17 protein-coding genes and 1 pseudogene are annotated in these 12,655 nt (G+C 58.9%); 8 read left to right on the forward strand and 10 right to left on the reverse strand.

The genetic code is table 11. The features are described 5' to 3' along the window. A partial coding sequence (locus tag E4Q08_RS24165) for a hypothetical protein (protein WP_372703815.1) occupies positions 1-195 on the forward strand: 195 nt, incomplete at its 5' end. Between the two features lie 323 nt (positions 196-518). Here E4Q08_RS24165 and E4Q08_RS22220 read toward each other — a convergent pair. The 9 genes and pseudogenes from E4Q08_RS22220 to E4Q08_RS22255 form a co-directional block, all read right to left on the reverse strand. Next, positions 519-752, reverse strand: coding sequence for an addiction module protein (locus E4Q08_RS22220; RefSeq protein WP_211203534.1), 234 nt, complete (start codon positions 750-752; stop codon positions 519-521). Between the two features lie 207 nt (positions 753-959). After that, on the reverse strand, positions 960-1,250 hold the full coding sequence (locus tag E4Q08_RS22225) for a BrnA antitoxin family protein (protein ID WP_169071994.1): 291 nt from the start codon (positions 1,248-1,250) through the stop codon (positions 960-962). Further along, positions 1,219-1,488 carry a BrnT family toxin gene (locus E4Q08_RS22230; RefSeq protein ID WP_169071995.1) on the reverse strand — a complete coding sequence of 90 codons (270 nt, stop codon included), beginning with the start codon at positions 1,486-1,488 and terminating at the stop codon, positions 1,219-1,221. The genes E4Q08_RS22225 and E4Q08_RS22230 overlap by 32 nt, the downstream gene beginning before the upstream one ends. 74 nt (positions 1,489-1,562) lie before the next feature. Then, positions 1,563-1,748 carry a conjugal transfer transcriptional regulator TraM gene (gene traM / locus E4Q08_RS25170; protein ID WP_308240198.1) on the reverse strand — a complete coding sequence of 62 codons (186 nt, stop codon included), beginning with the start codon at positions 1,746-1,748 and terminating at the stop codon, positions 1,563-1,565. Between the two features lie 67 nt (positions 1,749-1,815). Further along, positions 1,816-2,358: pseudogene (locus tag E4Q08_RS22235) on the reverse strand (IS110 family transposase); the annotation flags it as partial. Positions 2,359-2,364: 6 nt separating this feature from the next. After that, positions 2,365-2,544 (reverse strand): hypothetical protein, encoded by a 180-nt coding sequence (locus E4Q08_RS22240; RefSeq protein ID WP_169071997.1) that lies wholly within the window; start codon positions 2,542-2,544, stop codon positions 2,365-2,367. 177 nt (positions 2,545-2,721) lie between these two features. Continuing rightward, entirely contained in the window at positions 2,722-3,003 is a 282-nt protein-coding gene (locus E4Q08_RS22245) for a type II toxin-antitoxin system YafQ family toxin (protein ID WP_034909909.1), read from the reverse strand. After that, positions 2,990-3,244 (reverse strand): type II toxin-antitoxin system RelB/DinJ family antitoxin, encoded by a 255-nt coding sequence (locus tag E4Q08_RS22250; RefSeq protein WP_169071998.1) that lies wholly within the window; start codon positions 3,242-3,244, stop codon positions 2,990-2,992. Before E4Q08_RS22250 ends, E4Q08_RS22245 begins: the two co-directional genes overlap by 14 nt. 685 nt (positions 3,245-3,929) lie before the next feature. Beyond that, the gene (locus E4Q08_RS22255) at positions 3,930-4,571 is read right to left on the reverse strand and encodes a transposase (RefSeq protein WP_169071999.1); all 642 of its coding nucleotides are present in this window, start codon (positions 4,569-4,571) and stop codon (positions 3,930-3,932) included. Positions 4,572-4,652: 81 nt separating this feature from the next. Between E4Q08_RS22255 and E4Q08_RS22260 the strand changes: the two genes are divergently transcribed. The 7 genes from E4Q08_RS22260 to E4Q08_RS22290 all read left to right on the forward strand — a co-directional run bounded on the left by E4Q08_RS22260 (position 4,653) and on the right by E4Q08_RS22290 (position 10,949). Beyond that, complete coding sequence (locus tag E4Q08_RS22260; protein ID WP_169072000.1) at positions 4,653-4,955, forward strand: nucleotidyltransferase family protein; 303 nt, start codon at positions 4,653-4,655, stop codon at positions 4,953-4,955. A gap of 109 nt (positions 4,956-5,064) precedes the next feature. After that, positions 5,065-6,039, forward strand: a complete 975-nt coding sequence (locus tag E4Q08_RS22265; protein ID WP_248595085.1) for a transposase — start codon at positions 5,065-5,067, stop codon at positions 6,037-6,039. A gap of 24 nt (positions 6,040-6,063) precedes the next feature. Further along, the gene (locus E4Q08_RS22270) at positions 6,064-6,306 is read left to right on the forward strand and encodes an AbrB/MazE/SpoVT family DNA-binding domain-containing protein (protein ID WP_169072001.1); all 243 of its coding nucleotides are present in this window, start codon (positions 6,064-6,066) and stop codon (positions 6,304-6,306) included. Continuing rightward, entirely contained in the window at positions 6,303-6,698 is a 396-nt protein-coding gene (locus E4Q08_RS22275) for a type II toxin-antitoxin system VapC family toxin (protein ID WP_169072002.1), read from the forward strand. Before E4Q08_RS22270 ends, E4Q08_RS22275 begins: the two co-directional genes overlap by 4 nt. Before the next feature lie 557 nt (positions 6,699-7,255). Further along, positions 7,256-8,404, forward strand: a complete 1,149-nt coding sequence (locus tag E4Q08_RS22280; protein ID WP_169072003.1) for an RHS repeat domain-containing protein — start codon at positions 7,256-7,258, stop codon at positions 8,402-8,404. A gap of 388 nt (positions 8,405-8,792) precedes the next feature. Further along, the gene (locus tag E4Q08_RS22285; protein ID WP_169072004.1) at positions 8,793-9,668 is read left to right on the forward strand and encodes a hypothetical protein; all 876 of its coding nucleotides are present in this window, start codon (positions 8,793-8,795) and stop codon (positions 9,666-9,668) included. A 156-nt stretch (positions 9,669-9,824) separates the two neighbouring features. Continuing rightward, positions 9,825-10,949 carry an ISAs1 family transposase gene (locus tag E4Q08_RS22290; RefSeq protein WP_169072005.1) on the forward strand — a complete coding sequence of 375 codons (1,125 nt, stop codon included), beginning with the start codon at positions 9,825-9,827 and terminating at the stop codon, positions 10,947-10,949. Positions 10,950-11,425: 476 nt separating this feature from the next. On the opposite strand, the gene E4Q08_RS22295 is transcribed toward E4Q08_RS22290, so the two are convergent. Then, positions 11,426-12,322: an IS982 family transposase gene (locus tag E4Q08_RS22295; protein WP_169072019.1), complete on the reverse strand. Its 897-nt coding sequence runs from the start codon at positions 12,320-12,322 to the stop codon at positions 11,426-11,428. Positions 12,323-12,655 lie beyond the last annotated feature (333 nt).

Raw genomic sequence — 12,655 nt, forward strand, 5'->3', positions numbered from 1 at the left:
ATCACTGGGGGGGGCATCACTGGGGGGGCATCACACTGGGGCGGGCAGGTCTTGTTTCTGAACTACCTCCATCTTGAGTTCCTGCATGGCACGCCCCCTCGAATCGAATTACCCGGCGCGAGTTATCGCGTGACGTCGCACGCTGATCGGCACAACCCGATCTCTGTGGTCGATGTGGATCGGGAGTCGCTCTGATTGCGCTGCTCGCGACAGGTACGTCAAGAGCGGCCCACACGGTGGTGCTGCCAGTAGCCGGGTTCGCGATGACAGTGCATGACTGCAAGAATCAGCACCAAATCCGCTTCTACGGTGTAGAGAACAGCGTAAGAAAAAAACGCGCGTGAGACAGCGCCGAATATCTTCTTCCAGGATGCGCCATCGCTCAGGGGCTGCGAGAATCTGGTCGATAGCGTGTTCTACGGCCGCCATGAAACGGAGTTCCAAGCCCTCCTGACAATCTGCGTAGTATCGGGCAGCATGCCCGTACTCCGCCAGGGCCTCGGGGTGGAACTCGTACCTCATCGAGCAAACATCTGCCTGACTCGCTCCAAGGCCGCATCACCTGGGATCGTCTTCACCCGTCCGCTCCGGACGTCGTCTCGGCGACGGCACGCTTCTGTGGCCCAAAGCTGTTGAACGTAGCCGTCTTCCGCTGGGTCGAGACTTTCGACGAGGCGGTCGGCCAGCAGGGCACGTGCTTCGCTCGGCAAGGCGAGTGCTTCTTCAGTAATTTGTTCTACGGTCAAGATCATCGATATTGACTCCTTGTAGAGCGACGAAAAAAACGGCGACGCGCCGATTTTTTCTGGGCAAGAATCAGAGAATAGCAACGTCGCGGGCAAAGATGGGGTTACGATCAGCAGGAAAAATGCGCAAGCAGTATGCTTGGCCTGCAGTCCTCTTGGTCGTCCACGTCAACGCCAGCCGATGCGGCGCGATCGTCCGACGAAGCCCAGCTTTCAGGCCGAGTGCAATTCCTCCCGGATCACTCGCCGGAGCGTCTCTTCGATCGTCTTCTGCTGCATCGTTTCGCGCAGGGCGGCGTTGATCAGGGTCTGGTAACCACGCCCGCCGGCCTGCTGCTTGAACCACGCCACGACGTCCGGATCGAGCGTGATGTTGATCTTCTGCTTCTTCATTGGCGTGGACTGCAAGCCCACGCGGTGCACCGCCTGCGCGAAATCTTCGGGCGACCAGACGGGCGCTTCATCGAGATCGTCAGAGGCTTGCAAAGTAGTATTCCCGTTCATGGCGCTCCGCCTTTCGCATCGAAATGACCTGGATCGTGTCTTCGGTCTCGGTGTGCGCAATCACCACGACCTCGACTCCCAGCAACCCCACCGTGGAAAACCGCGCCTCGCCGTAGGAGAAGCGCGTATCCGGGCGCGTCAGGGTATGCCCTGCGAACACCAGTGACGCGTCAGCAAAGTCAAGCCCATGTTTCTTCAGGTTGGCCTGCCGCTTCGCATCGTTCCAAGTGAAGTTCATGCGTCAGTATAGACGATTATCTCTATCTCAGAGGTCGCTACGCTTTTGCCGGTTTGCTGCGGGCCGAGCTCTCTTCAATTCCTCACCGCCCACAGCGCAACCGCCGCCGCCAGGCACGTAATACACGACGCCACCACGTTCAAGGCCCCGATCCGTCGAGCATCACCCATAGCGCCGACGACCCGTCCCAGCGCAGCGTCGATTTCGCCACGCACCGAAGCCGCCGCTTCCCTCGCACCCTCCTGCATGACCTTCGCCATCGCTCCCTTTCTTCTTGCCGTTCGACCGATGCTCACTGCCGACACAGCGGCAATACGAGGAAAAATCCCCCACCGTGGCAAAGCGGCTCACCTCACCGGTCTCGAGCGCAATGGTCAGTGCCAGCACTTTGCCCACCCCGCTCACCGTCAGCAGCCCCTGGTAGTCCGGGCGTAACTTCGCCTTTTTCAGGATCTCCGCTTCCAGCCTTTCGATCTGTTCATTCAGGCAGTGCATCACCGCCACGTTGCTTTTCACGGCCAAACGGCTGCTTTCTGCCAGGGCCAGTTGATCGATGTCCGTTTCCTGCCAGCGCTTGATCTCGTTGGCGCTCGCGCGCCCTCCCGTGTCGCGGCTCAGCAGGTTCTCGATGCTCAAGATCTGCCGTGATCTCTGGCCCACCAACTGGTTGCGCTTGCGCATCAGATCTCGCACACCACGCGCTTCCTTCGGGCAAATGTATCCTACCGGCAGGATCCCCAAACGCAACAAGTGTGCCAGCCAACGCGCATCGTCCACGTCTTCCTTATGCTTCAGGTCCTTGTACTGCTTGACCGCCGCCGTGTTCACCAGGTGCACCCGATAGCCCGCTTCCATCAGGCCGTCGACCAGCCAATATCAGTTGTAGGTGGACTCGACGGCAATGCCCTCGATCGCCTCGCGATGCGCGCAAAGCGCCTGGCAGATCTGTTGCAGATTATTCGGAAGACGTCGTTGCAGCACGGTTCGATCCATCTCATCCAGGATCACCAACACACTATTGTTGGAATGAAGGTCAATTGCAGCGTACAGTTTCATTTCGGCTCCTCTTCTGCGGTTGTCAGTCCGTGATTTCCCACACTGACTGTAACGCCGCGGTTGGGGAGCCGGCTAGATGATTATCAGGTCTTGTTTCTGAACCAATTCCTCCAAACAGCCACAAACAGCCAGAGTCAGCACTCCAAGATTCCTACATCGATGAGTGGAACTTGGTGCTCACAGGCCAAGCTCGCTATGCGACCCGAGACGGACGAGCTGCAAGACCTCGTCATTCGGCTTGCGGTAAATCAACACCAGGTCGGGCTTGACGTGGCAATCCCGGTAGTCTTTCCAGTCGCCAGTCAGTGCGTGATCGCGGTGCTTGTCGGCCAGCGGCTGGTCATTCGCCAAGGCCGTAACGATGGCAACGAAGTCGCTTGCCAGCGTCTCACGATGAGGGCTCCTGGTCTTGCGCTTGTAATCACGCCTAAACTGGCCGGTTTGCTCAATCGTCCGCATTCAGGTCCGCCATCAGATCCTCGACGGTGGCGAACGATTTCAATCCACCACGGCGCGCCTCTTGCATCGCTTCTATGGTGATGGCGTTCGGCACCAGTGGTTCGAACGGCAGCGCTTTCTCGCGGGTCAAGAGGATGCGGAAGGCGTCTGACACGGTCAATCCCATCGCCGCCAGCACGGCGGTCGCCTCTTCCTTGATGTGCTCGTCGATACGGGCACGGACAACAGCATTCGTTGGCATGGTTTGGTTCCCCAAGTTAACGAGCTACATTGTAGCCCAAGACTGCAGACAGGGTCGGGTCCGAGGGTCACCCATTAGCCGGCCCCTGTCAATAGGTTAAAAAAAATCTCTCGCGATGCGACGGCGATACACTCGTGAGCTAATCCACTCCTGGCGTTAGCCTGGCGCTCGCGCCCTGGTTTTCGTTCTTGCGGTGTCGGAACCAGTCCGCACCAGTCACCCATCAGGATCAAGGCGGTAGTCCGGGTGTGGTTACCCGGACTGCGCCCCTGGCCGCGGTTGCGGCCCCAGAAAACCGTCAGTGCCCTGCACGTGTCCAAGTCGCTCGGCGTGTTCGCCGATGACAAATCTCTGGTTGCCTGTCACGATGGCGGCGGGCACCAACCCCGGTTGGCTCGCGGCAGAGGCGAACGGGTCAAGCCTGTTGCCTTTACAAAACCTGTGTTCTTGCGATCACTTCTCCTGCGTCAAGGGCGGGCTGCGTTTTTTGCAGCCCGGCGTAGCGCACCCTTGACGCCCGATGGTAATTTAGGCTGATGTCAGGGGGCAAAGCTGCGCACTTCGGCTTTGCCCCCTGACAGACCCTGCCGGCCTCCGGTCTGGCGGAGAGGAGGACGGTGGCCCAATCAGGTCGGATGGTTATCAGCCAACCCCGTGTCTGGCTCACCGCCCCCGCTCCATTCTTTCAGGCAAACGCACGCTGGACGTCAAACGGCACCCGATCGCGCATCACGTGGTAACAGGCCCGCGCCAGCTTGTGCGCCACCGCCTTGATCGCCACCACGGGCATCGTCCTGGCACACTTGCGTTGGTAGAAGCGCTTGACCGCCGGCTCGTAACGCACGGCGAAGTTCGCCGCTTCGACAAAGGCCCATGCCAGGTACTTGTTGCCGTTCTTGACGTTGCCGCTCCCTTTCTTCTTGCCGTTCGACCGATGCTCACTGCCGACACAGCGGCAATACGAGGAAAAATCCCCCACCGTGGCAAAGCGGCTCACCTCACCGGTCTCGAGCGCAATGGTCAGTGCCAGCACTTTACCCACCCCGCTCACCGTCAGCAGCCCCTGGTAGTCCGGGCGTAACTTCGCCTTTTTCAGGATCTCCGCTTCCAGCCTTTCGATCTGTTCATTCAGGCAGTGCATCACCGCCACGTTGCTTTTCACGGCCAAACGGCTGCTTTCTGCCAAGGCCAGTTGATCGATGTCCTTCTCCTGCCAGCGCTTGATCTCGTTGGCGCTCGCGCGCCCTCCCGTGTCGCGGCTCAGCAGGTTCTCGATGCTCAAGATCTGCCGTGATCTCTGCCCCACCAACTGGTTGCGCTTGCGCATCAGATCTCGCACACCACGCGCTTCCTTCTAGTGGCCTTTTCTGATGGCGGGCGTCGCCCGATGTGCGGCACGGAGGCTCGGATGGTACACAAGGATCTCGAACTGCCGGAGACTGAGCTTCCAGGCTATTGCCGGCGCAATGGCATTCGCCGCCTGGAACTCTTCGGTTCGGCAACCCGCGTAGACTTCGGGCCGCAGAGCGATGTGGATCTGCTGGTGGAATTCAGGCCGGAGGCCAGAATCGGCTTTCTCGCCTTGAGTCGCATGCAGCGCGAGCTGTCCGCGTTGTTCGGGCGGAGCGTTGATCTGGTGCCGCGTGCTGGCCTCAAACCGGTGATAGCGGAATCGGTTCTCAAGGAGGCCGAGCCACTCTATGCGGACTAACGAATTGTATCTATTGAATATCGTTCAAGCTGCCGATTCCATAGCGCAGTTCGCGATGAAGCCAGGCGTCAGCTCGTGCTTCTGAACCAATTCCCGGTAGAGTTCCCGCATGGCACGTCCGCTTCGAATCGAATTCCCTGGCGCGATCTATCACGTGACATCGCGCGGTGATCGGCGCGAGCCGATCTTTGTGGACGATGTGGATCGCGAGTCGCTGCTCGCCGTGCTTGCAGCCGGAATGGCACGCTTCGATGCGCAGGTGCTGGCCTATTGCCTGATGGGCAACCACTACCACTTTGTGCTGCATACCCGGCAGGCGAACCTGTCGGCGCTGATGCGACACGTCAATGGCGTCTACACGCAGGCCTTCAACCGGCGCCACGCGAAGGTCGGGCATCTGCTGCAGGGGCGCTTCAAGGCCATTCTGGTAGACCGCGATGCCTACCTGCTGGAGGTCTGTCGGTATGTGGAGCTGAACCCCGTGCGCGCCGGCATGGTCGACGAGCCAGCGCAATGGCACTGGTCCAGCTACCGTGCGCATGTGGGGCAGGTGCCGACGCCGGAGTGGCTGGACAGTGCTGGTCTGCACGCCTACCTGCTCGGACACCCGGTGTGCAGCGTGGCCGACGAACGGCGTGCCACGCAACGTTACGTCGCCCTGGTCGCCGCCGGCCGCGATGTACGCCTATGGGACGAGGCACTGCGCCAGCAAATCTATCTCGGTGACAAAGCCTTTGTCGAACGGATGCAGGCGCTGGCGGTGCCGCAGCAAGAGGCCTCGCGCGATGTGCCCAGGCCGCAGCGAAGCAAGCCCCTGACTCTGAGCCAGTGGCTCGGCAGCAGCGAAAGCCGCGCCCAGGCGTTCCGGTGCGCGCATACGCAAAGCGGCATCAGCATGACGGCGATTGCTCGGGAGATGGGTTTGTCCATTTCGTATGTCAGTAGATTGATCGGGTGCGCCGAGGCGACGCTCCAGGCAAGATCGTCAGCACTGAGCCGGCAGGCGCCGGAAGGTCCCTCCAGGAACTGCGGATGGCCTTGCTGGTCCCGCGCTTGCGTGGGCAGGTCCCTTGCGCTAACGTAAGGAAACTTCAACCAAGGTACGAGAATGAGCACCGCAACCCTCACGAGCAAAGGCCAGATCACTGTCCCCGCCGTTGTGCGAGCGGCGCTGGGCGTTGGCGTTGGAGACCGCGTGGAGTTCGTCGAGATTGCCGCCGGACGTTACGAACTCATCGCTGCGACGCGGTCCGTAACGGCTTTGAAAGGCATGTTCGGCCAGCCTCGGAAGACGGTGTCGATTGAGGAGATGAACGCGGTGATCGCCAAACGTGGTGCCGCCGCCCGATGACTGGCCTGGACACCAATGTCCTCGTGCGCTACATCATGCAGGACGATCCCGAGCAGTCCCTGCTGTCCACTCGGCTCGTCGAGTCGCTTGCGGTCGAGTCGCCGGGGTTCGTGGCGCTGGTCTCTGTCGTTGAACTCGGCTGGGTGCTGGACGCAGCTTACGACCTTGATCGACACCAGATCGCCGACGCTTTCGAAGCGCTGTTGCGCACGAAGGAGATCGTGGTGGAGCGCGCGGAAACCGTCTGGAAGGCCTTGCGCATCTTTCCGCGCACCAACGCAGACCTTGCCGATTGCCTGATCGAGCGATCGGCAGCCGTAGCAGGCTGCGGCACGACCGTGACCTTCGATCGTGGCGCAGTCAAGGGGTGCGGAATGACTTTGGTGACCTGAACCCGCACGTACCGTGTCATCCGCCGCCACGGCCTGGTCGGGCACCGCTTTCAGGTCGCTACAGGAGCAAATAATGGCTACCATGATGCCTGATCTGGGGATCAGCGCGCAACACCGAGGGAAACTCTGGCAGGAGAGCACGCATTCACTGGGACTCGCCGGCCTCGGCTTGCTCGGCCTGCTGTCGACGCGGCGCGGCAGGGACTGCTCTCGGAGCTCCCGGCCACGACCGGATGGGAGAGGCGCGGCGGCTCGCATCGAAAGAGTTCCCGGCCAGGATCGTCGGACCAAAAACCGCTTTACAATCTCGACCGGATGGACTATAACCCGCCGAACGAAAGGGTCAGACCTGTGGCAAACACTGCCCGACCCCATCGGCCGGCAAAGCCTCGCGGAGTGGCTGGCCCAACAGCCGTAAAAACCGTTCGCCCGAGAGCGGGCGCAGCAGGCAGCACAGACTGCCGACCAATGAGCTGAACGCCAGGCAAGGGGCCTGGCCTTGATTCGAGGCTGTTTTTGAGCGCCTCCAACGCTCGCCCGGGGGGGACATGGGGTCGATGTTTCGAACTGCGAAACATGGGGTAGGGCTGCTCCTGTGCTGGTTCGTGCTGGCGGGTCAGGTCTGGGCCAAAACCTGCGACCTCGACGGCGACGGGGATGTCGACCTCGACGACATCACCCTGCTGCAGCGCATGTTGCCGAGCCGTCCCACGGTTACCGGCCCGGATGACCCCCGCGATGCCAATCACGATGGCCGCATCGACATTCTGGACGTGCGCGCCTGCGTACTGTCCTGCACGCGCGCCAAGTGCAGCACGATCAACCAGGCGCCCTTCGCCAATGCCGGCCCCGACCAGAGCGTATCGCTCGGCAGCCGGATCCCACTCGATGGCAGCGCCTCCAGGGATCCCGAAGGCGCGACCCTCAGCTACGCCTGGTCGCTGATCGCCGGACCCCCCGACAGCCAGGCCGTGCTGACCGCCGCCCACAGCACAAATCCCACCTTCCGCGCCGACCTCCCCGGCCAGTACGTCGTGCAGTTGATCGTCCATGACGGCCAACTCGCCAGTGCCCCCGCCACGGTCAGCATCCTCGTCACCAATACTCCGCCGACGGTCAGTCTGAGTGCTCCAGCGGCCTACCAGAGCTTCACCGCCCCGGCGACGATCACCGTCAGCGCCGACGCCGCGGACAGCACCGGCAGCATTACCGAAGTCGCCTTCTATCAAGGCAGCACGCCGATCGGCAGCGCCACCAGCGCACCGTACCGCATCTCCTGGAGCAACGTCCCTGCCGGCAGCTACGTGCTGAAAGCCAAAGCCACCGACAGCGGCGGAGCGATGACCTGGTCCGCGGAAGTGCCGATCACCGTGGCTGCCGGCGGGGTGAAGATCTACTATCTGCATCACGATCATCTGAATACGCCACGCCTGGTCACCGATGAGGCGAACCGGGTGGTCTGGAGAAATACGCCGCTCGGCGAGCCGTTCGGGATGAGTCTGCCCGAAGAGGACCCGGATGGCGATGGGCAGGCGTTTACCTTGAACCTGCGGTTTCCGGGGCAGTACGCGGACAGAGAGAGTCATCTAAATTACAACTACTTCAGGGATTACAACCCCGAGGTGGGGGAGGTATCTTCAGAGCGATCCGATTGGGTTGGCGGGTGGCATCAATACTTACGGCTATGTCGGGGGGGAATCCGATGAGCCGGATTGATTCTTTTGGATTGTGGTGGCCAGGAATTCACAACAGCTTGGCGAATTCACAGGCGAAGGATCTCGGATGGAGCCAAGCCGATGCAGTACGGCTAGGCAATCTGACGGGTGACGTTGATGACTTACCGGGATCACAAAATCGCGAAAATTCAGATTGGCACGCGATGCGGGATCCCAGTTGGGAGCGCTGGGGAGCCCAGCAGAATTTCAGCGACTATGTAAAAAGAAACTTGGCCGATTGCTCTCTCGAAGGCCTCGCTAAGGCTCTTCACACAATTCAGGACAGCTACTCCCCTGGTCATGAGGGCTTTCAGCCATGGTGGGGACGCGACAGATATTCCTGGGTCCAGCTGATTCCTCATTTCTTCGAAGACGGCCCTTGGATGATTGGGCCCCTCCAGCGAGCGAAGGCGGCAACACGCAGAACGATTCAACAATGGCGGGAACGTTGCCAATGCGGAAAATAACCAAAGTTTTCTGGCTCTTTACTCTGGTCGGCTCGAGCGATGTGCACAGCGCACTCGCTGAACAGTGGGTTTTCGCGCGCGACCTCAGGAACCCTCCATACTTAATCGAGCATACAGGTGAGAGCGTGTTGCTGTACAAGTCAGGTGACCGTGCTGGTGGCGCATTGGTTGTTTTCAGGGAAGCCTATCCGAGGGTACTCGCCACGTTGTTGCAAAAAATCGAAAGTGGCAGCGGGATCGCAGCAAAGGAAGAGTTTGCAAAATCTAGCATCATAAATATGTTTGAACCCATGGCAAGGGCGATTCGTTCGGATAATGTTAAAGCGCTGTGGCTTCATAGTTGGAAAGCTGATTCCGCACGATTGAATCAAGCCGGGTTTGTTACCGACGGGTTTCGTGAAACACGAATTGAATCCAAGCCCTTCAATCGCCTTCCAAATAGAGGCGCATTTTCCGTTGTATCCTTTCACGTGCTAGACGCAGCTGATCTATTCGGTATTCCGGGCACAGTGATGTTCGTCTACCGGCAGGACAGTGCGAACGAGTGGGGGTGGCACAACGCACATGACCCTTTTTCCTTCGGGTACAAGTTACGGGTTGAGCGTCAATTTACTTCCCACGAGAAGGAGATCATCGAAGCGGTTTCGAAAGCGGCCGACAGTCCCTGCGTCGTAATTCCGATCGGCTCAAATTCTCTCGCGTCATATATAGACGAATGGACGCAAGGACGAGCATGGATAAGCGATCAAACAGAGAACAATAAGGGAAATAAGGTGAAATTGAAATAAGGGAAATAAGGGGCCAGGCCAGGGAATTTACACTCGAATAGCATATTCTTTTTCATCATATTCGTGCAAGAAAAACCTTTAACATTCATGGTGGTATGATGGCCTCTTGTAAACCAACGAGAAATCGGGTCTACTCTCGTCTTTTGGGCACGAGAAATGATCAAGACGAAGGTGGCAAGCTTGGTATGCTGTTTGGGTGACATCGACGACCCACGCAAAGCCAGCAACGGAACACTGCACGACTTCCTGGAGATTCTCGTGATTGCCATTTCCGCCATCCTCTCCGACTGTGACACGATCGAAGACATCGCCGAGTGGGGGCGTACGAAGGAGGCGTGGTTGCGTGAATTCCTGGTGCTCCGGAATGGAGTTCCATCGGGGAAGACTTTTCTGCGCATCTTCCAGGCCCTCGACCCGAAGCAATTCGAGGCGGCGTTCCGCCGCTGGGTGGCTGGGGTGGTCGGTGCCCTGAAAGGCGTCATGGCGGTCGATGGCAAGACGGTGCGTGGGTCGGGCAGTGGCGGCGAGAGCGCCATTCACATGGTCAGCGCCTTCGCTACGGAATGGGGTCTTGTTCTCGGTCAGGAAAAGGTGGCCAGCAAGAGCAATGAGATCACCGCCATTCCGGAACTCATCAAGGCGCTTTATATCAATGGGTTGCTGGTCAGCATCGACGCCATGGGGTGCCAGAAGAGTTTCGCCCGTCAAATCACGGACCAGGAGGGTGACTCCCTGCTGGCGGTCAAAGGCAATCAACCGAGTCTGTTGGCGGCCATCGAGGCTGAATTCATGGACCATGACCAATCGGAGGAGGTCGACCGCCACCGCCAGGTCCACAAGTCCCATGGTCGAATCGTCGCTCAAATCGCCTCGGTGCTGCCCGCGAAAGGGGTCGTCGATCTCGCCGATTGGCCCAAATGCAAGAGGATCGGTTTGATCGACTCCCTGCGCAAGATCGGCGACAACGAGTCGAAACTTGAACGGCGCTACTACATCATCTCTCGTGAATTGACTGCCGAAGAACTTGCGGCAGCGACCCGGTCCCACTGGGGCATCGAGAACCGGCTTCACTGGGTTCTCGACGTCACCTTCGACGAGGATGCCAGCACCGTGCGAAAGGACAACGCCCCACAAAATTTCTCCCTCCTGAAGAAGATCGTGCTCAACCTGCTACGCCTGGATAGCACCGACAAGACCAAATGCAGCTTGCGCATGAAGCGCAAGAAAGCCGCTTGGGATGACAACATCCGGGCAAAGATCCTGGGGCTCACGCCGCTATGACAACCGAGTGGCAAGGCCCTGGTGGTCGTACTCTCGTTCCCTTGCCACCTTTGTCTTCACAGCCGTTCGGTCGAGATCTCTTCCGGACGCATACCTGCCTGAATCCATTTGGCCCTTCAACAACGGCGCCGTTCTGCTCAGAAGGCTGCGTAACAGCAACTTCGAACACGATTTCGGAGCTGAACGAGCTTCTTGACTCGGAACCTGGGAGCGTGCTGTGCGTGTTCGATTGATCACACTCCTTTTCGGGCTGGTCGCGTGCACTTTTACGCTAGCTTCCCAGAACGATGAGTATGAGGACAGGAGTGCTGGCCAGCTCATCTTCGAAATCGCTGTAGTGCTTACATCGAAATCAAGCCTTGATATGGAAGCGCATAGTGCGCTGGGGTCGTCAATGGAGTTTCTTTTCTTGCAGCTGAAGCGCTCCAAGACCAAAGTAGCAACAGACGCATTAGCACGCACAGTGGTACTTAACGTCAGTTCGGGATAAGTTTTGGGGGTTTGGAGAGCCGGCGGATGTCCTGCAGCGACAGTCTGGGTTTGTTTGGCATGAGGCAATAGGCGATGAGGCCGGCCAGCAAATTGACGGTGAAATTGATGGGCGAGCGATGGCGGGTGTGCTCTACCTGACAGAGATTTTTCAGTTCGTCGATGACGGTTTCCACGAGGGATCGCTGCCGTAGCATCGCCTCGTCGAAGGGAGTCAGGGCGACGGGCTTCATGTTTTTCTTGACCTTGGTCACCAAATCAATGCCAAGGTCCTTCAAGAAGGCAGTCAGCCACTTGGCGATATAGCCCTTGTCGGCATACAGTTTGCCAAAGAGCCGATTGGCAAAGTCGCACAAGGGCTTGCGGTCATCGACATTGCCAGGCGTGAGTTTGACACCCAGTAACTCGCCCAAGTGATTGATTACCAGATGGAGTTTGAACCCGAAAAACCAGCCGGTAGAACTCTTGCCCCGCGCCGCCATCCCCCGGAATACCCGGTGAGAAGAAATCCGCAGGTTTTCGCAGACGGCGATGGGGGTCGAATCGGCAATCGACACTCCGGAGCACTTGCCCGTGAGCGCCTCGAACAGGGCGGCCAGCGCTATTGCGCAGCGTGGTAGCAACTCGACACACCGCTGATACGTCGGAAGCTGGGGAAATTCGGCGCGCAGGTGTTGGCACACATGATTCAGATAGAAGGATTTGAACTGCCGGTAGCGAATCTGATGGAACAGCACCACCAGCGTCATCAATTCCGGTAGGGAGAGGCTACATTTTCTCGACCGATGACGCTTGCCATCGGTCAGCAGCCGGGCGTTCAGTTGGGGTTCGATCGCTTTGTAAAAGTCGTCTATCAGGCAGTAAGTCTCGGTAAGATCGTCCATGATGAGAGCCTCCGTGTGACGTGGTTGATCAGGTTGTGCACCCAATTTGCCAAGACAGCATTCCTGCTCATCCGTTTCACATCAACCTCTTAGCGCTACATTTCGAGCTTCCTTATCCCGAACTGACGTTACTTAGGATCGATGCGGGGGGCGGGGAAAGCCGCACCGAAGCGATTCTCTCGAAAGGGCCATTAATCGTGGGGCGTCTGAAGAAGACAGTGCAGACGGAGTATCATCGACTGTGTTCTGGTGCGACGGCTCCCGCATGTATGAGCCAAGGAGAAGTCGCGAAGTATGTGGCTATCCTAATAGAGGCTTTGCACCGCCGGCGCG

It is taken from the genome of Candidatus Accumulibacter contiguus, assembly GCF_012940005.1.
Taxonomy (GTDB): domain Bacteria; phylum Pseudomonadota; class Gammaproteobacteria; order Burkholderiales; family Rhodocyclaceae; genus Accumulibacter; species Accumulibacter contiguus.

Excerpts from the sequence above, each read along its gene's own strand:
- E4Q08_RS22230 (WP_169071995.1), bottom strand. The coding sequence starts at position 1,488 with ATGAACTTCACTTGGAACGATGCGAAGCGGCAGGCCAACCTGAAGAAA.
- E4Q08_RS22280 (WP_169072003.1), top strand. The coding sequence starts at position 7,256 with ATGTTTCGAACTGCGAAACATGGGGTAGGGCTGCTCCTGTGCTGGTTC.
- E4Q08_RS22295 (WP_169072019.1), bottom strand. The coding sequence starts at position 12,322 with ATGGACGATCTTACCGAGACTTACTGCCTGATAGACGACTTTTACAAA.
- E4Q08_RS22270 (WP_169072001.1), top strand. The coding sequence starts at position 6,064 with ATGAGCACCGCAACCCTCACGAGCAAAGGCCAGATCACTGTCCCCGCC.
- E4Q08_RS22245 (WP_034909909.1), bottom strand. The coding sequence starts at position 3,003 with ATGCGGACGATTGAGCAAACCGGCCAGTTTAGGCGTGATTACAAGCGC.
- E4Q08_RS22290 (WP_169072005.1), top strand. The coding sequence starts at position 9,825 with ATGATCAAGACGAAGGTGGCAAGCTTGGTATGCTGTTTGGGTGACATC.
- E4Q08_RS22240 (WP_169071997.1), bottom strand. The coding sequence starts at position 2,544 with ATGAAACTGTACGCTGCAATTGACCTTCATTCCAACAATAGTGTGTTG.
- E4Q08_RS22250 (WP_169071998.1), bottom strand. The coding sequence starts at position 3,244 with ATGCCAACGAATGCTGTTGTCCGTGCCCGTATCGACGAGCACATCAAG.
- E4Q08_RS22275 (WP_169072002.1), top strand. The coding sequence starts at position 6,303 with ATGACTGGCCTGGACACCAATGTCCTCGTGCGCTACATCATGCAGGAC.
- E4Q08_RS22265 (WP_248595085.1), top strand. The coding sequence starts at position 5,065 with ATGGCACGTCCGCTTCGAATCGAATTCCCTGGCGCGATCTATCACGTG.
- E4Q08_RS22220 (WP_211203534.1), bottom strand. The coding sequence starts at position 752 with ATGATCTTGACCGTAGAACAAATTACTGAAGAAGCACTCGCCTTGCCG.
- E4Q08_RS22255 (WP_169071999.1), bottom strand. The coding sequence starts at position 4,571 with ATGCGCAAGCGCAACCAGTTGGTGGGGCAGAGATCACGGCAGATCTTG.
- traM (WP_308240198.1), bottom strand. The coding sequence starts at position 1,748 with ATGGCGAAGGTCATGCAGGAGGGTGCGAGGGAAGCGGCGGCTTCGGTG.
- E4Q08_RS22260 (WP_169072000.1), top strand. The coding sequence starts at position 4,653 with ATGGTACACAAGGATCTCGAACTGCCGGAGACTGAGCTTCCAGGCTAT.
- E4Q08_RS22225 (WP_169071994.1), bottom strand. The coding sequence starts at position 1,250 with ATGAACGGGAATACTACTTTGCAAGCCTCTGACGATCTCGATGAAGCG.